Below are 17,629 nucleotides of genomic sequence, written 5' to 3'. Positions count from 1 at the left end.
TCCCACGCAGAGCGTAGGAACGATCGGTCGAGTGCAGCAGAAAGAGATTAGTCGTCTGTCAGGACGCTATCGCGAGCAGGCTCGCTCCCACAGTAGAGGTGTGTCGTACTCGTAATCTGTGAACGACACAAACCCTGTGGGAGCGGGCTTGCCCGCGATAGCGGTGTGTCAGGCACGTGGATGTTGGAGGTGCCGCCGTCATCGCGGGCAAGCCCGCTCCCACAGGTTTTGTGTCGTACACAGATTTTTGTATATGACCGCTTCCCCTGTAGGAGCGAGGCTTGCCCGCGAAGAACGATAACGCGGTCCATACCATTTCATAATGGGATTGGCGGGGCTTCCATTAAAAATCAGGGCGCTTTCCCACAATGCGAGTGGCATTCGCCCTCTTGCCCCCACACCACAGCCGTCTAACATCAACCACAAGGAAAAATTGTCCCGTTCCCCTCAAGTTGAGGGCATCAACAACCGACACAGTGCTAATAGGGCAAATACTCCAAACAACAGCCTATCGGCCAAGCTACCGGCAAAAACCCCTGGGTTGGATTGTCCCTTTGACTGACCTCACGGGATTGCCAATACTCATGGCAACTTGACGCTACCCGCACGGAACAAGGAATAACCCTTTGAAGCTGGAACTCAAGAACAGCTTGTCGGTGAAGTTGCTCCGGGTCGTGCTCCTGTCGGCATTGATCGTCGGCGTGGTCTTGAGCTGCGCGCAGATCGTTTTCGATGCCTATAAAACACGTCAGGCCGTAGCCAGCGATGCCCAGCGCATCCTCGATATGTTCCGTGACCCTTCGACCCAGGCCGTCTACAGCCTGGACCGGGAAATGGGCATGCAAGTGATCGAGGGCCTGTTTCAGGACGACGCCGTGCGCATGGCCTCCATCGGCCACCCTCACGAAGCCATGCTCGCGCAAAAAACCCGTGAATTGCAGCACTCCAACAGCCGCTGGCTGACCGATCTGATCCTCGGCCAGGAACGCACCTTCACCACCCAACTGGTGGGCCGCGGGCCCTACAGCGAATACTACGGCGACCTGAGCATTACCCTCGACACTGCCACCTACGGCAAGGGCTTCATTGTCAGCTCGGTGATCATCTTCATCTCTGGCGTATTGCGCGCCATGGCCATGGCCCTGGTGCTGTATCTGGTCTATCACTGGCTGCTGACCAAACCGCTGTCGCGGATTATCGAACACCTGACCGAAATCAACCCGGACCGGCCCAGCGCCCACAAGATTCCCCAGCTCAAGGGTCATGAAAAGAATGAGTTGGGCGTGTGGATCAACACCGCCAACCAGTTGCTCGAATCCATCGAGCGCAACACCCACCTGCGCCACGAAGCGGAAAACAGCCTGCTGCGCATGGCCCAGTACGACTTCCTCACCGGTTTGCCGAACCGCCAGCAATTGCAGCAACAACTGGACAAAATCCTCGTCGACGCCGGTAAATTGCAGCGTCGGGTCGCGGTGCTGTGTGTCGGGCTCGATGATTTCAAAGGCATCAACGAACAGTTCAGCTATCAGGCCGGCGACCAATTGCTGCTGGCCCTGGCCGATCGACTGCGGGCCCACAGCGGCCGCCTCGGCGCCCTCGCCCGTTTGGGGGGCGACCAGTTCGCACTGGTCCAGGCCGACATCGAACAACCCTACGAAGCCGCCGAACTGGCGCAAAGCATTCTTGACGATCTGGAAGCGGCGTTCGCCCTCGATCATCAGCAAATTCGCCTGCGCGCCACCATCGGCATCACCCTGTTCCCCGAGGACGGTGACAGCACCGAGAAGTTGCTGCAAAAAGCCGAGCAGACCATGACCCTGGCGAAGACGCGCTCGCGCAACCGCTATCAGTTCTATATCGCCAGCGTCGACACCGAAATGCGTCGGCGCCGCGAGCTGGAAAAAGACTTGCGCGATGCCTTGATCCGCGACCAGTTCTACCTCGTTTATCAACCGCAGATCAGCTACCGCGATCATCGCGTGGTGGGCGTCGAGGCGTTGATTCGCTGGCAACATCCCGAACACGGGCTAGTGCCGCCGGACCTGTTCATTCCGCTGGCCGAGCAGAACGGCACCATTATCGCCATCGGCGAATGGGTGCTGGATCAGGCCTGCAAACAATTGCGCGAATGGCACGATCAGGGTTTCGACCTGCGCATGGCGGTGAACCTGTCCACCGTGCAATTACACCACGCCGAGTTGCCGCGGGTGGTCAATAACCTGCTACAGATGTATCGCCTGCCACCGCGCAGTCTGGAACTGGAAGTCACCGAAACCGGCCTGATGGAAGACATCAGCACCGCCGCCCAGCACTTGTTGAGCCTGCGCCGCTCCGGCGCGCTGATCGCCATCGACGACTTCGGCACCGGTTATTCATCACTGAGTTATCTGAAAAGCCTGCCGCTGGACAAGATCAAAATCGACAAGAGCTTCGTTCAGGATCTGCTCGATGACGACGACGATGCGACCATCGTTCGCGCCATCATCCAGCTGGGCAAGAGCCTGGGCATGCAGGTGATTGCCGAAGGCGTGGAAACCGCCGAGCAAGAGGCCTACATCATCTCCGAAGGCTGCCACGAAGGTCAGGGCTATCACTACAGCAAACCGCTGCCGGCACGGGAATTGAGCGCCTACCTCAAGCAAGCCCAGCGCAGTAACGCGGCTATCCTCTGAAACAGCCTTTGAAGTAACTGGCTAAACCCTGTGGCGAGGGAGCTTGCTCCCGCTCGGCTGCGCAGCAGTCGCAATCAGGTTGACGCGATACTTCTGGCAGAACCGGGTTGCAGAATTTGGGACAGCTTCGCCGTCCAGCGGGAGCAAGCTCCCTCGCCACAGAGATCTGCCAGCTGTTACAGATCATTCTGTTGGCATTCAGCCGCCTGAATAAGAAATATTTACAGGAACAACCCTTTACACATAATGCGAAAGATTTGCATTATGTCGCAGTTTTGCGCGCCCCTCGCGCGTCCATCAATCACCGAAGCAGGATGTTCGCCATGATTCGTATGCCTCTGGCCACCGCCAGTCTGCTGGCCATCGCTATTTCCCTCGCCGGTTGCGGCGAAGGCAAAGACAAGGCTGCCGCTCCACAAGCGCCGACCCCGGCCGCCAGCACCACTGCCCCGGCTGCGCCTGCTGCTATCGGTAAAGTCGATGAAGCCGCCGCCAAGGCTGTGGTTGCGCACTACGCCGACATCGTCTTCGCCGTTTACAGCGATGCCGAATCCACCGCGAAAACCCTGCAAACCGCCGTCGACGCGTTCCTGGCCAAGCCAAACGCCGATACGCTGAAAGCCGCCAAGGCTGCCTGGGTCGCGGCCCGCGTGCCTTACCTGCAGAGCGAAGTGTTCCGCTTCGGTAACACCATCATCGACGACTGGGAAGGTCAGGTGAACGCCTGGCCACTGGACGAAGGCCTGATCGACTACGTCGACAAATCCTACGAACACGCACTGGGTAACCCGGGCGCCACCGCCAATATCATCGCCAACACTAAAGTTCAGGTCGGCGAAGACAAGGTCGACGTGAAAGACATCACCCCGGAAAAACTCGCCAGCCTGAACGAGCTGGGCGGTTCCGAGGCCAACGTCGCCACCGGCTACCACGCCATCGAATTCCTGCTCTGGGGCCAGGACCTGAACGGCACCGGCCCTGGCGCCGGCAACCGTCCGGCTTCCGACTACCTGGAAGGCAAAGGCGCTACCGGCGGTCACAACGATCGTCGTCGCGCTTACCTGAAATCCGTGACCCAACTGCTGGTCAACGACCTGCAAGAAATGGTTGGTAACTGGAAGCCGAACGTGGCCGACAACTACCGCGCCACCCTGGAAGCGGAACCGGCTGAAACCGGTCTGCGCAAAATGCTGTTCGGCATGGGCAGTCTGTCCTTGGGCGAACTGGCGGGCGAGCGCATGAAGGTTTCCCTGGAAGCCAACTCCCCGGAAGACGAACAGGATTGCTTCAGCGACAACACCCACAACTCGCACTTCTACGACGCCAAAGGCGTGCGTAACGTGTACCTGGGCGAATACACCCGCGTCGATGGCAGCAAAATGACCGGCGCCAGCCTGTCGTCGCTGGTCGCCAAAGCCGACCCGGCAGCCGACACCGCCCTGAAAGCCGACCTGGCCGCCACCGAAGCCAAGCTTCAGGTCATGGTCGATCACGCCAACAAGGGTGAGCACTACGACCAACTGATCGCTGCCGGCAACACCGCTGGCAACCAGATCGTGCGCGACGCCATCGCCTCGCTGGTCAAGCAGACCGGTTCGATCGAAGCCGCCGCTGGCAAACTGGGCATCAGCGACCTGAACCCGGACAACGCTGATCACGAGTTCTGATCAACGCTGGCTGAGTGAATACAAAGGCGACCTTCGGGTCGCCTTTTTCGCCGATCGTTCCCACGCTCTGCGTGGGAATGCCTCAACGGACGCTCCGCGTTCGGCTGTTGATGTGACGCAGAGCGTCACGGGCTGCATTCCCACGCAGAGCGTGGGAACGATCAGTTGCCTCAGATCAACCAAACGATAATTCCTCTTATTCAAACTCCCCTGCCCTGTTAGACTTTGCGCCCTTGTTTTGCTCGTCTTGCAGGATGTCCGATGCCCTCGCTGCCTCTTCGCTTGTCCGCTCTGTTGCTGGCCCTGGGCCTGAGTGCCTGCGATGACGCCCCGCGTTTCACCCAGGCCGAACCCGGTGAAGCCCGCTCCGGCGGCAGCGCAACGGTGCGCAAGACCGATCAGAACGCATTCTCCCTGCCGTCCGCCAATCTGCCGCCGTCACGGCGCGTCGATTTCAGCGTCGGCAACAGTTTCTTTCGCAGCCCTTGGGTGATTGCCCCATCGACCACCACCGCGCGCGATGGCCTTGGCCCGTTGTTCAACACCAACGCCTGCCAGAACTGCCACATCAAGGACGGGCGCGGTCACCCGCCCGCGCCCGATGCACCGAATGCGGTGTCGATGCTGGTGCGCCTGTCGATTCCTGATACGCCGGCTTATGCCAAAGTCATCGAACAATTGGGCGTGGTGCCAGAGCCTGTCTACGGTGGGCAGTTCCAGGACATGTCGGTGCCCGGCGTCGTTCCGGAAGGTAAGGTGCGCGTCGATTACACAGCGGTCCCGGTGCGGTTCAAGGACGGCAGCGAAATCAAGTTGCGTAAACCAACCTTGCAGATGACCCAGCTCGGCTACGGCCCGATGCACCCCGACACGCGCTTCTCGGCGCGCATCGCACCGCCGATGATTGGCCTGGGCTTGCTTGAGGCGATCCCCGACGAGGCCATCCTGGCTAACGCCGAGGCCCAGGCTCGGGAGAAGAACGGCATCGCCGGACGACCGAACCGGGTCTGGGATGACGCGCAGCAGAAAACCGTCCTCGGGCGATTTGGCTGGAAGGCCGGGCAACCGAACCTCAATCAACAAAACGTTCACGCGTTCTCTGGTGATATGGGCCTCACGACCAGCCTGAGACCCGTTGATGACTGCACCGATGCGCAAACCGCTTGCAAGCAGGCGCCCAACGGCAATGGCCCGGATGGCGAGCCGGAAGTCAGCGACAACATTCTGCGTCTGGTGCTGTTCTATAGCCGTAACCTCGCGGTGCCGGCCCGTCGCGATGTCGGCGCACCGCAAGTGCTGGCCGGCAAGAATCTGTTTTTCCAGGCGGGATGCCAGTCCTGCCACACCCCGAAATACACCACCGCCGCCAACGCCGCGGAACCTGAATTGGCCAATCAAGTGATTCGCCCTTACAGCGACCTGCTGCTGCATGACATGGGCGACGGTCTGGCCGACAACCGCACCGAGTTCCAGGCCAGTGGCCGCGATTGGCGCACGCCGCCGTTGTGGGGCATCGGCCTGACACAGACGGTCAGCGGCCACACCCAGTTTTTGCATGACGGCCGCGCCCGCAATCTGCTTGAAGCCGTGCTCTGGCATGGCGGCGAGGCACAGGCGGCGCAGCAACAGGTTTTGTCTTTCAATGCCGAGCAGCGTGCGGCGTTGCTGGCGTTTTTGAATTCCCTTTAATACGTTTTCCTTCAGCGGGAGCCCGACATGTTCCGTCCCAAATTGTTGTTCACCAGCCTTGCCGCCCTCGCCTTGGGCGCCTGTTCGCCCCAGGATCCGCAAGCGGTCACGTCGGCGGCCATCGCCAAGCAAGTCATCCTGCCGACCTACAGCCGCTGGGTCGAAGCCGACCGTCAATTGGCGGTCAGCGCCCTGGCGTTCTGCCAAGGCAAGGAAAACCTCGAAACCGCCCGCGCCGACTTCCTGCACGCGCAGAAAGCCTGGGCCGAGTTGCAACCGCTGCTGATCGGGCCGTTGGCCGAGGGCAACCGTTCGTGGCAAGTGCAGTTCTGGCCGGACAAGAAGAACCTCGTCGGCCGTCAGGTCGAGCAATTGGTGACCGCGCAGCCGCAGATCGATGCCGCCGCCCTGACCAAGTCCAGCGTAGTGGTTCAGGGGCTCTCGGCCTATGAATACATTCTGTTCGACAGCAAGATCGACATGGCTGACAGCGCGCAGAAAGCCAAATACTGCCCGCTGTTGACTGCCATTGGCGAACGTCAGAAGCAACTGGCCGAAGAGATCCTGTCGCGCTGGAACACCAACGACGGCATGCTCGCGCAGATGAGCAAATTCCCGAACCAGCGCTACGCCGACTCCCACGAGGCGATCGCCGATCTGCTGCGCGTGCAGGTCACCGCGCTGGACACCCTGAAGAAAAAACTCGGCACGCCGATGGGCCGTCAGAGCAAGGGCTCGCCGCAGCCGTTCCAGGCCGATGCCTGGCGCAGCCAATCGTCGCTGCAAGGCCTGCAAGCGAGCCTGAGCGCGGCGCAAACGGTCTGGGTCGGTGTCGACAACAAAGGCCTGCGCGGTCTGTTGCCTAGCGAGCAGAAACCCTTGGCCGACAAGATCGACGAGGCCTACGCAGCGTCCCTGAAACTGTTCGCCAGCAACCAACGCTCGCTGACCGACATGCTCACTGACGATGCCGGGCGCCAGCAGCTCAACGCCATCTACGACAGCCTCAACGTTGTCCATCGCCTGCACGAAGGCGAACTGGCCAAGGCGCTGGGCATCCAACTGGGCTTCAACGCCAACGACGGTGACTGATGAGGGCAAGTGCCATGCTGCGACGCCAGGCTCTGACGTTAGGGAGTTTGCTGCTGGGTGCGGTGACACTGGGCGGCTGGACGCTGTTCAAGCAAAAGGACAAAAGCCCGCTGTTGCTCTCGGCGCGGGACGATGGTGACGGCAAGCATTACGCCGTCGGTTATCGGCTGGATGGCACCCGGGTGTTTGCCACCCAGGTCGGCCAGCGGTGCCACGACATCATCAACCACCCGACGCTGCCGATAGCACTGTTCGTCGCTCGGCGTCCGGGCACCGAGAGTTACCTGATCGACCTGCGCGACGGCACGCTGCTGCAAACCGTGGTCTCGCAGCCGAACCGGCACTTCTACGGTCACGCAGTGATTCACCACAGCGGCGACTGGCTGTACGCCACCGAGAACGACACCTCCGATCCGGGCCGTGGCCTGCTCGGTGTGTATAAGTTCGAAGATGAGCGGCTGGTGCACAGCGGCGAGCTTTCCACCCACGGTGTCGGCCCGCATCAGGTGTCGTGGATGCCCGATGGCGAGACGCTGATTGTGGCCAACGGTGGCATTCGCACCGAGGCCGAAAGCCGGGTCGAGATGAACCTCAACGCGATGGAGCCGAGCCTGGTTTTAATGCAGCGCGATGGCACTTTGTTGAGCAAGGAAACACTGGCTCAGCAAATGAACAGCGTGCGGCACTTGGGCGTCGCCAGCGATGGCACCATCGTCGCCGGCCAGCAGTTCATGGGCGATGCCCACGAGTCATCGGAGCTGCTGGCGATCAAGCGTCCCGGCCAACCGTTCGTGGCGTTCCCGGTGCCCGAGCATCAGTTGCAGGCCATGGGGCATTACACCGCCAGCGTCGCCGTGCACAGCGAACTGCGTCTGGTCGCCCTGACCGCGCCGCGGGGTAACCGCTTTTTTATCTGGGACCTGGACAGCGGTGAAGTACGCCTGGATGCGCCACTTCCCGACTGCGCCGGCGTCGGGGCCGTGGCCGATGGTTTTGTCGTGACCTCCGGCCAAGGCCGTTGCCGCTACTACGATTGCCGCCAGACAACCCTGGTCGCAAAACCTCTGGAGTTACCTGCGGGGCTCTGGGACAACCACCTCCATCTGATGGCGTAAACACCTGAAAGATCGCAGCCTTGTAGCAGCTGCCGAAGGCTGCGTTCGGCTGCGCAGCAGTCGTAATCCATACACCGCGGTTTGTCTGATACAACTCGGTGTCTGATTTCACGACTGCTTCGCAGCCGAACGCAGGCTGCGCCAGCTGCTACAGTTGGAATCCCTTTCGCAGTGGGAGTAATGTTCCCGCCTGTCTCACCTGATTTTCTCCAAGGAAATGGAAATATGCTGCGTCGCCGCATGCTGATCATGTTGGGTGTTGTCCTGCTAATCGTGCTGGTCCTGGCCGGTTACAAAGCCTTCTCCATCTACACGATGATGCAGGGCTTCTCCGTGCCGAAACCACCGATAAGTGTCGCCGTGGCCACCGCCACCGAACGTCCGTGGCAAAGCCGTTTGCCAACGGTCGGCACCCTCACGGCGCTGCAAGGGGTCGACCTGAGCCTGGAGATCGCCGGCACCGTCAAGGAGGTGCAGTTCGAGTCGGGACAGAAGGTCAAGGCCGGTCAGCCGATCCTGCAACTCGACACCGCCGTTGAAACGGCCCTGCTGGCAACCGCTCAAGCCGACCTGGGACTGGCGCAACTGGATTACGGTCGCGGCAGCCAATTGGTGGGCAGCCAGGCCATTTCCAAAGGCGAGTTCGACCGACTCTCGGCGGTGTTGCAAAAGAGTCGTGCCACCGTCAATCAGCTCAAGGCGGCACTGGAGAGAAAACGCATCCTCGCCCCGTTCAGCGGCACCATCGGCATTCGTCAGGTAGACGTCGGCGACTACGTGGCCAGCGGCACGATGATCGCCACCCTGCAAGACATCAGCAGCCTCTACGTCGACTTCTTTGTGCCCGAACAATCGGTGCCGAAAATAGCCCTCGGCCAACCGGTACAAGTCATTGTCTCAGCCTACCCGACAGAGAGTTTCCCCGGCACTATCAGTGCGATCAACCCGAAGGTCGAGAGCAGCACCCGCAACGTGCTGGTGCGCGCAACCCTGGCCAACCCCGATGACAAACTGCTGCCGGGGATGTTCGCCAGCCTGCAGGTGATGTTGCCCGATCCGCAGCCACGCATCGTCGTGCCGGAAAGCGCGATCACCTACACCCTTTATGGCAACTCGCTGTACGTCGTCGCGCAGAAAAAGGCCGAAGACGGCAGCCTCGAAAAAGACGACAAGGGCGAGCCGATTTTGATCGCCGAGCGGCGCTTCATCGAAACCGGCGAGCGCCGCGACGGGATGGTCATGATCACCAAAGGCGTGCAGAACGGCGAAAAAGTGGTCACGGGGGGCCAGATCAAACTGGACCACGGCGCACACATTGCCATTAGCGACGACAAGACCCTAGCCGAGAAGAGCAGTCAGCCGCACGCTGACTGATCAAGGAATCCCTATGGCTTTTACCGACCCGTTCATCCGCCGCCCGGTGCTCGCCACCGTGGTCAGCCTGTTGATTGTGCTGCTGGGCTTCCAGGCCTGGAGCAAATTGCCGCTGCGCCAATACCCGCAAATGGAAAACGCCCTGATCACGGTGACCACCGCTTACCCCGGGGCTAACGCCGAAACCATCCAGGGTTACATCACCCAACCGATGCAGCAGAGCCTGGCCAGCGCCGAAGGCATCGACTACATGACGTCGGTCAGTCGCCAGAACTTCTCGGTGATTTCGATCTACGCACGCATTGGCGCCAACAGCGATCGCTTGTTCACCGAGCTGCTGGCCAAGGCCAACGAGGTCAAAAACCAGCTACCTCAGGACGCCGAAGACCCGGTGCTGAGCAAGGAAGCCGCCGACGCTTCGGCGCTGATGTACATCAGCTTCTTCAGCGACGAACTGAGCAATCCGCAGATCACCGATTACCTGTCACGGGTTATCCAGCCGAAACTGGCGACCCTGCCGGGCATGGCCGAAGCCGAGATTCTTGGCAACCAGGTATTCGCCATGCGCCTGTGGCTGGACCCGGTGAAACTCGCCGGTTACGGCCTGAGCGCCAGCGATGTGACCAACGCCGTGCGCCAGTACAACTTCCTCTCCGCCGCCGGCGAAGTGAAAGGCGAGTACGTAGTCACCAGCATCAACGCCAACACCGAACTCAAATCCGCCGAAGCCTTCGGCGCGATTCCGCTCAAGGTCGATGGCGACAGCCGCGTGCTGCTGCGGGACGTGGCGCGGGTCGAGATGGGCGCGGAGAACTACAACACCATCAGCTCTTTTGGCGGCACCCCCTCGGTGTACATCGGTATCAAGGCCACGCCAGGCGCCAACCCGCTGGATGTGATCAGGGAAGTGCGCAAGATCATGCCGGAGCTGGAAGCCCAGCTGCCGCCGAACCTGAAAGGTGAAATCGCCTACGACGCCACGCTGTTCATTCAAGCGTCTATCGACGAAGTGGTGAAAACCCTGTTCGAAGCGGTGCTGATCGTGATCGTGGTGGTGTTCCTGTTTCTCGGCGCCTTGCGCTCGGTGGTAATCCCGGTGGTCACCATTCCGCTGTCGATGATCGGCGTGATGTTCTTCATGCAGATGATGGGCTACTCGATCAACCTGCTGACCCTGCTGGCGATGGTATTGGCCATCGGGCTGGTGGTGGACGATGCCATCGTGGTGGTGGAAAACATCCACCGGCATATCGAAGAAGGCAAGACGCCGCTGGATGCGGCTATCGAGGGTGCCCGGGAAATCGCCATGCCGGTGGTGTCGATGACCATCACCCTGGCGGCGGTCTATGCGCCGATCGGCTTCCTGACAGGTCTGACGGGGGCGCTGTTCAAGGAATTCGCCCTGACCCTGGCCGGGGCGGTGGTGATCTCCGGCGTCGTTGCCCTGACGCTGTCGCCGATGATGTGCGCCCTGCTGCTGCGCCACGATGAAAACCCTACCGGCCTGGCCCATCGCCTGGACGTGATCTTCGAGGGTCTCAAGCGCCGCTACCAGAGTCTGCTTCATGGCACCCTCAATACCCGGCCGGTGGTGCTGGTGTTCGCGGTGATCGTGCTGTGCCTGATTCCGGTGCTGCTGAAATTCACCAAATCGGAGCTGGCGCCGGACGAAGACCAAGGCGTGATCTTCATGATGGCCAGCGCTCCGCAGACGGCCAACCTCGACTACCTGAACACCTACACCGACGAGTTCCTCACGATTTTCAAGGAGTTCCCCGAGTACTACTCCTCATTCCAGATCAACGGTTTCAACGGCGTGCAATCGGGGATCGGCGGCTTCCTGCTCAAACCCTGGAACGAACGCGACCGGACCCAGATGCAGATCCTCCCCGAGGTCCAAAGCAAGCTGGAGAGCATCCCCGGGTTACAAATCTTCGGCTTCAACCTGCCTTCCCTGCCGGGTACCGGCGAAGGCTTGCCGTTTCAATTCGTGATCAACTCGGCCAACACTTACGAGTCGTTGCTGGAAGTGACGGACCGGGTGAAAAAAAGAGCGATGGAATCCGGCAAGTTCGCCTTCGTCGACGTCGACCTGGCCTTCGACAAACCCGAAGTCGTGGTGGATATCGATCGAGCCAAGGCCGCACAAATGGGCGTGTCCATGCAGGCCCTGGGCGGGACCCTGGCGACGTTATTGGGTGAGGCGGAGATCAACCGTTTCACTATCGAAGGCCGCAGCTACAAAGTCATTGCGCAGGTGGAGCGACCTTTTCGCGATAACCCCGACTGGCTGAACCATTATTACGTCAAGAACACCAAGGGCGAATTGCTGCCCCTGTCGACCCTGATCACCGTGACCGACCGGGCTCGGCCTCGCCAGTTGAACCAGTTCCAGCAACTCAACTCGGCAATTCTTTCCGGGGTCCCGCTGGTCAGCATGGGTGAAGCCATCGACACCGTGCGCCAGATCGCTCGGGAAGAAGCGCCGGCGGGTTATGCCGTCGACTATGCCGGCGCATCACGGCAATACGTTCAGGAAGGCAGCGCGCTATGGGTCACCTTCGCCCTGGCGCTGGCGATCATCTTCCTGGTGCTGGCAGCCCAGTTCGAAAGTTTCCGCGACCCACTGGTGATTCTGGTCACCGTGCCGCTGTCGATCTGTGGCGCGTTGATCCCGCTGTTCCTTGGCTGGTCGAGCATGAACATCTATACCCAGGTGGGATTGGTGACGTTGATCGGGCTGATCAGCAAGCACGGGATCCTGATCGTCGAGTTCGCCAACCAGTTGCGCAAGGAGAAGGGCCTGTCGCCTCGCGAGGCGGTGGAGGAAGCGGCGGCCATTCGTCTGCGTCCGGTATTGATGACCACGGCGGCGATGGTGTTCGGCATGGTGCCGTTGATCATCGCCACGGGCGCGGGTGCGGTCAGCCGGTTCGACATCGGCACGGTGATCGCGACGGGGATGTCGATCGGGACGCTGTTCACGTTGTTTGTGTTGCCGTGCATCTACACGTTGCTGGCCAAGCCCGATAAACCTTGACGTCAAAAGATCGCAGCCTTCGGCAGCTCCTACATGAGCGTTCCCACGCTCTGAGTGGGAACGCAGCCCGGGACGCTCCGCGTTCCATCAAAAGCCGAACGCGGAGCGTCCGTGGAGGCATTCCCATGCAGAGCGTGGGAACGATCGGCAACCTTGACGTCAAAAAGCAAAAGGCCTCGCAACTGCGAGGCCTTTTATTTGGGCTTCAATCTGTTCAACTTTGTGGCCTCAGTCCCTGAGAAAGTCCGAACATGAACAGTAACAAGTCATGATCGGGTTGAGTGGCCACGGGTGCTTTTGCAACCCGGGGCAACGGACAATGCGCGTCACCGTGCACGGAGCTGAGGACTTGCGTGCGGGGTTGCTCCCAGGCCGCCACCGCCAATGAAGCAACTGCCAAGGCTCCGGCTAAAAACAAACCTCGTGCAATTTCGAGTTTCATTGTTATAAGCCTTTGATAGCGCTGCCAAACGCCGTCTCATAAAAATAGACGAGTTTTTTCCAGTCCGTATCGCTGAACGACGAGTGGCGACGCAGTTGCTTCAGGTCATGGGCCGCCGCTTGATAGGGGGTCAAGCGCTGCCGACATTTTTCCAGATCGATCAACGCCACCTCGACCTTGGCTGACTCGCCTTCGCCGGTGACCCGCACGAATACGTGCTTGATGTAGATACAGCTGTGTTGCCAACGGCCCTTGTGCATGCGGGCCAGGTTGTCGGCCAGATCCTTCAACACGCGATCGTGCACCGCCTCACCGTAACGTTCGCGACCGCCACCCGCGTACCAGTGCTGGATTTCCCCGAAACCATCCAGGGACTTGGTAACCAGCAATGCGCGCCATTTGTGCATGGGATCGCGCTGCGCCCCGCAGAAAACGATTTCCGGAACACGAACGTTGAGCAGACGCAGGCCAATGAGCGCATCGCGCTCGCGCAACACCGTCGGTCGGCCGAACGGGTGTAACGCACTGCGATAGATATGCCCGGTTTGACGCTTGGTGTAGAGCAACTGTCCATCACGGCCCCTAACGCGCTGCACGCCACTTTCGCCACCGCGACGGACGTTGGGTTCTTCTACCCATTCACCGCGCAGGTTCCAGAAGTAGTCGAAGCGGTCCTGAGAAGCCACTTCTGTTTGTGCTGCACATTGCATTGCCATCTTGTTACCTCTTGCGTAATACGTATACCCGCCACATGGCATAGAACGGTAAAAAATCCAGATGTTCCTGGATCCGAAAACCCGCCTGCTCGAATTCCTTTTCAACCGTGGCGGCCGGTAACACAAATCGATTCTGGTAACCCTCCTGACTACGTCGTTTCTCCGCGCGCTTGCGTTTCCAGGCTTTGAAATTGCCGTCCACCCACAACGAAACAATCACGCTGTCACGGGTGACTCGTTCGAATTCGCGCAGAATGGTCAGTCGATGCTCGGCTTCACCGATGTGATGAAGCAAGCGCATGCAGAAAATGCTGTCGACGGCGTTATCGGGCAAGGCAATGTCGAATGCAGAAGTGTGCAAGGGTTGTACCCGTTTCACCACGTCGGCGGGTTGCGCCTGCATGGCAGTCTTCAACATGGACTCCGAGTTGTCGGCCCCGATGATGACACGGTTGTGTTTTTCCGCCAGCAGCGGCCAGAAACGCCCCGCGCCGCACGGTAAATCGAGGACCAATCCTGGCTCACCGGCCAGCGTCAGCGCTTTTCGCGCCAATTGTTCGTCACGCCAATGGGACAGTCGGCGGCTGGGACCTTCCTGATGCTTGCGCAAATATTTCTGGGCGTGTTGATCGTCGTACTTTTCGGAAAAATCGAGTTTGATCGGACCAGCCATCACTGCAGTCTCCTGAACTTCTGATGACCACCACCTTAGGTAGCGTCGTGTCAGTGTCAGGTCGTGCCTTTGTGAAAAAATCGTCATGTAAAACCCGGAATTATTTCAGGGTTTTACAGGGCCAATTCAGGATCTTTTCGTTTTTCCTTCAGATCAAAGACGGACTCAAATTCACCTGAAAGCGGCAACCATTGGGTTCCATGTTGGTCAGGCTGACGCTCCAGCCCTGGTTCTCGCAAATCCGTTGCACCAGCGACAGCCCTAACCCGAGGCCCTCGCCGCGTTTCTCGTTGCCGCGCACGAAAGGCTCGAACATCGCCTCGCGTTTTTCCTCGGGAATGCCTACGCCACTGTCCTCGACCACGAACCCCGTGTCCGTCAGGGCGAGGAGGATGTAGCCGTGCTCGGTGTAATGCAGCGCATTACGCAACAGGTTGCCCATCACCGCATGCAAAAGCGTCGCGTTATAGCGGGTGTCCGGCGGATTTTCCGGCTCGAATTTCAGTGTCAGGCCCTTGGCTTCGATCGGCTCGCGCCATTGAGAAAGTAGCCCGTCGGCCACTTGGCTCAGGGTCTGCTGGGGAGCCATGCTGGCGTCTTCATGTTGAGCGCGAGCCAGCATGAGGAAGGTTTGCACCAGCTCGCGCATCTCGGCACACGCACGGGCAATTCGCTCCACCTGAGCACGGCCGCGCTGATCGATACCGGGGTTTTCCAGCAACAGTTCACAGGAACTGGCCAACACCATCAACGGCGTGCGTAGCTCGTGGCTGACGTCACTGGTGAACAATCGCTCACGGGTCAATGCTTGACGCAGACGCCCAAGGGTGGCGTCGAAGGCCACGGCCAGCTCGCCCACTTCATCGGCGGCATAGTCTGGCGCCAGTGGCGGCGCCAGCCCTAGCAGTTGATCGCGATGACGCACCTGACGGGCCAGTCGCACCACTGGCGCCATGACCTTGCGTGCCAGCACCCAGCCCAGAAATACCGCCAATGCCAGGCTCAGTACGAAACCCACCAGCACTACGGCAAACAGCACCCGCTCACGCTCTTCGAAATCGCTCTGGTCCTGCATCAGCACGTAACGCCGACCGTCAACGACTTCGACCATCGCGTGATATGACAGCTGCTCGCGAAAGACTTCATGAAAGCCTGAATCCAGGTGCCGCAAATCCTTGGGTAATTCGAAGTCGCCCGGGCCGCCGCTGAAATAGAACAGTTGGTCCGGCTCGGGGCGGTGGCTCCAGTCCGACACGCTGTCCATCAGCAGCAGGCGTTGCAAATCGCCGCCCAGACCTGCCGAAATCAGTTTCTCTTCCACCAGGTGCACGGTCGCCACAATGCCCATGGCGAAGGCTCCCGCCACCAGCGCGCTCATCAACGCAAAGGCGATGATGATCCGTTGCGCAAGGCTCTGTTTAAACTCCATCACGGCCCTCGGCCAAGCGATAACCGACGCCATGCACCGTGTGCAGCAAGGGCTTGTCGAATGGCTTGTCGATCACCTGACGCAGTTGATGGACGTGGCTGCGCAGGCTGTCGCTGTCCGGACAGTCATCGCCCCACAGGGCTTCTTCGAGAACTTCGCGGCGTAATACATGGGGGCTTTTCTGCATCAACACGGCCAGCAACTTCAGGCCCACCGGGTTGAGTTTCAGCAGACGGCCTTCGCGCGTGACTTCCAGGGTATCCAGGTCGTAGCTCAGATCACCGACTTGCAAGGCACGGCGACCGCCCCCTTGGGCGCGGCGCATGACCGCCTCGATCCGCGCGGCGAGTTCGGACAGGGCAAAGGGTTTGATCAAATAGTCGTCTGCACCGGATTTGAAGCCTTGCAAACGGTCATCCAGTTGATCGCGGGCAGTGAGCATGATCACTGGCGTGTCGCGGCGGGCGTCTTCGCGCAGACGTTTGCACAGGGTGTAACCGTCGATGCCGGGCAGCATGATATCGAGCACGATCAAATCGTAATGTTCGGTGGCCGCCAGGTGCAGGCCCGACAAACCGTCCTGCGCGCAATCCACGGTGTAACCCTTGAGCCCCAGATAATCGGCCAGATTGGCCAGGATATCGCGGTTGTCTTCAACCAATAGAATTCGCATCGGCACCTCCTCCGTACACAGTAACGGCTGTCTTGGCGCGCAGCTTAAAGGCAAGTGTGGCTCAGGGATAGGGTGGCATGCGGGGGTAAATCCGACAAAAAAAACCTTGGATGGCGTTAACAACTTTTTCACCATCGATTCACAGGCTGACGACAGCGGCGTGGCCAGACTCCCCGCGGTTGCGCTCTTCAGATCATTTCACTCACCAAGGAATTGCCATGGCTTCGACCGCTGCCCGCCCCGCTTCCAGGCCACTGAATGCCTGGCTATGCCTGGGAGTGCCCGCCATTGCGGCGATCACCCTGCTGTTGCTCGAACTGACGTCCCTGGACATGGACCTTGCCAAGCTGTTCTATGACCCGGTCGCCGGGGCGTTCATCGGGCGGCACAGTTACTTCCTGGAAGACATCCTGCATGACCGGGCCAAGCAAGTGGTCATCGCCTTCTCGGTGTTCGCCATCCTGGGCTTCATCGGCGCCTTTTTCATGGACAGGCTCAAACCGTTCAAACGTGAACTGGGTTGCCTGGTGTTGTCTCTGGCACTGGCAACCTCGTTTGTCACCCCGGTCAAAGCGGTGACGGCGGTGCAATGCCCATGGAGCCTGGAGCAATTCGGCGGGCACGAAACCTACAGCGAACTGCTCAGCCCTCGCCCGCATACCGACAAGCCGGGCCGCTGCTGGCCTGGCGGTCATGCGGCGACGGGCTTCACATTGTTTGCGCTGTTCTTCGTATTGCGCGACCGTCGCCCGCGGCTGGCGCGCAAAGCCTTTGTCTTCGCCTTCGCGTTGGGTTCGGTGTTTTCCATCAGCCGGATGATGCAGGGCGCGCACTTCTTTTCGCACAACGTGTGGACGGCGATTTTCTGCTGGCTGATTTGTCTGGGGGCGTATTACTACATTCTTTATCGCCCGGCTTCGAAGGCTGAGCTAGTCACCAAGGCACAACCCGTCAGCGCCTGATACACAGATCTAAATGTGGGAGCGGGCTTGCTCGCGAAGGCGGTGTGTCAGTCTCTTATCCACCTCTGACGCTGCCGACGCC

At 60.0% G+C, this 17,629-nt stretch carries 13 protein-coding genes; 8 read left to right on the top strand and 5 right to left on the bottom strand.

Translation table 11 applies throughout. From position 1 onward, the window contains the following. Window positions 1–626: 626 nt before the first annotated feature. The 7 genes from AC1RQB_RS12200 to AC1RQB_RS12170 all read left to right on the top strand — a co-directional run bounded on the left by AC1RQB_RS12200 (window position 627) and on the right by AC1RQB_RS12170 (window position 12,652). Entirely contained in the window at window positions 627–2,675 is a 2,049-nt protein-coding gene (locus AC1RQB_RS12200; protein WP_008069547.1) for a putative bifunctional diguanylate cyclase/phosphodiesterase, read from the top strand. Between the two features lie 323 nt (window positions 2,676–2,998). Next, window positions 2,999–4,342 (top strand): imelysin family protein, encoded by a 1,344-nt coding sequence (locus AC1RQB_RS12195; protein WP_008069541.1) that lies wholly within the window; start codon window positions 2,999–3,001, stop codon window positions 4,340–4,342. A 261-nt stretch (window positions 4,343–4,603) separates the two neighbouring features. Then, window positions 4,604–6,031: a di-heme oxidoreductase family protein gene (locus AC1RQB_RS12190; RefSeq protein ID WP_063341360.1), complete on the top strand. Its 1,428-nt coding sequence runs from the start codon at window positions 4,604–4,606 to the stop codon at window positions 6,029–6,031. A gap of 27 nt (window positions 6,032–6,058) precedes the next feature. Beyond that, on the top strand, window positions 6,059–7,123 hold the full coding sequence (locus AC1RQB_RS12185) for an imelysin family protein (RefSeq protein WP_063341361.1): 1,065 nt from the start codon (window positions 6,059–6,061) through the stop codon (window positions 7,121–7,123). Window positions 7,124–7,137: 14 nt separating this feature from the next. Next, window positions 7,138–8,238, top strand: a complete 1,101-nt coding sequence (locus tag AC1RQB_RS12180; protein ID WP_063341362.1) for a DUF1513 domain-containing protein — start codon at window positions 7,138–7,140, stop codon at window positions 8,236–8,238. 225 nt (window positions 8,239–8,463) lie between these two features. Further along, window positions 8,464–9,612: an efflux RND transporter periplasmic adaptor subunit gene (locus tag AC1RQB_RS12175; RefSeq protein WP_008069537.1), complete on the top strand. Its 1,149-nt coding sequence runs from the start codon at window positions 8,464–8,466 to the stop codon at window positions 9,610–9,612. A 13-nt stretch (window positions 9,613–9,625) separates the two neighbouring features. Then, on the top strand, window positions 9,626–12,652 hold the full coding sequence (locus AC1RQB_RS12170; RefSeq protein ID WP_063341363.1) for a multidrug efflux RND transporter permease subunit: 3,027 nt from the start codon (window positions 9,626–9,628) through the stop codon (window positions 12,650–12,652). Between the two features lie 214 nt (window positions 12,653–12,866). On the opposite strand, the gene AC1RQB_RS12165 is transcribed toward AC1RQB_RS12170, so the two are convergent. The 5 genes from AC1RQB_RS12165 to colR all read right to left on the bottom strand — a co-directional run bounded on the left by AC1RQB_RS12165 (window position 12,867) and on the right by colR (window position 16,585). Further along, a complete protein-coding gene (locus tag AC1RQB_RS12165) occupies window positions 12,867–13,094 on the bottom strand; it encodes a hypothetical protein (protein ID WP_026331876.1) in 228 nt (75 codons plus the stop codon). Window positions 13,095–13,096: 2 nt separating this feature from the next. Next, the gene (locus tag AC1RQB_RS12160; protein WP_063341364.1) at window positions 13,097–13,810 is read right to left on the bottom strand and encodes a lipopolysaccharide kinase InaA family protein; all 714 of its coding nucleotides are present in this window, start codon (window positions 13,808–13,810) and stop codon (window positions 13,097–13,099) included. A 4-nt stretch (window positions 13,811–13,814) separates the two neighbouring features. Next, a complete protein-coding gene (locus tag AC1RQB_RS12155; RefSeq protein ID WP_063341365.1) occupies window positions 13,815–14,483 on the bottom strand; it encodes a class I SAM-dependent methyltransferase in 669 nt (222 codons plus the stop codon). A gap of 148 nt (window positions 14,484–14,631) precedes the next feature. Further along, complete coding sequence (locus tag AC1RQB_RS12150) at window positions 14,632–15,912, bottom strand: sensor histidine kinase (protein ID WP_063341366.1); 1,281 nt, start codon at window positions 15,910–15,912, stop codon at window positions 14,632–14,634. After that, window positions 15,902–16,585, bottom strand: coding sequence for a two-component system response regulator ColR (gene colR / locus AC1RQB_RS12145; RefSeq protein ID WP_008069526.1), 684 nt, complete (start codon window positions 16,583–16,585; stop codon window positions 15,902–15,904). The genes AC1RQB_RS12150 and colR overlap by 11 nt, the downstream gene beginning before the upstream one ends. Window positions 16,586–16,803: 218 nt before the next feature. Between colR and AC1RQB_RS12140 the strand changes: the two genes are divergently transcribed. Continuing rightward, window positions 16,804–17,547: a phosphatase PAP2 family protein gene (locus AC1RQB_RS12140; RefSeq protein ID WP_063341367.1), complete on the top strand. Its 744-nt coding sequence runs from the start codon at window positions 16,804–16,806 to the stop codon at window positions 17,545–17,547. Window positions 17,548–17,629 lie beyond the last annotated feature (82 nt).

The sequence above is a fragment of the Pseudomonas sp. GW822-FHT02E03 genome (genome assembly GCF_058802325.1).
Note: the sequence above shows the minus strand (reverse complement) of the source record. Positions and strands in the feature narration are given on the sequence as shown.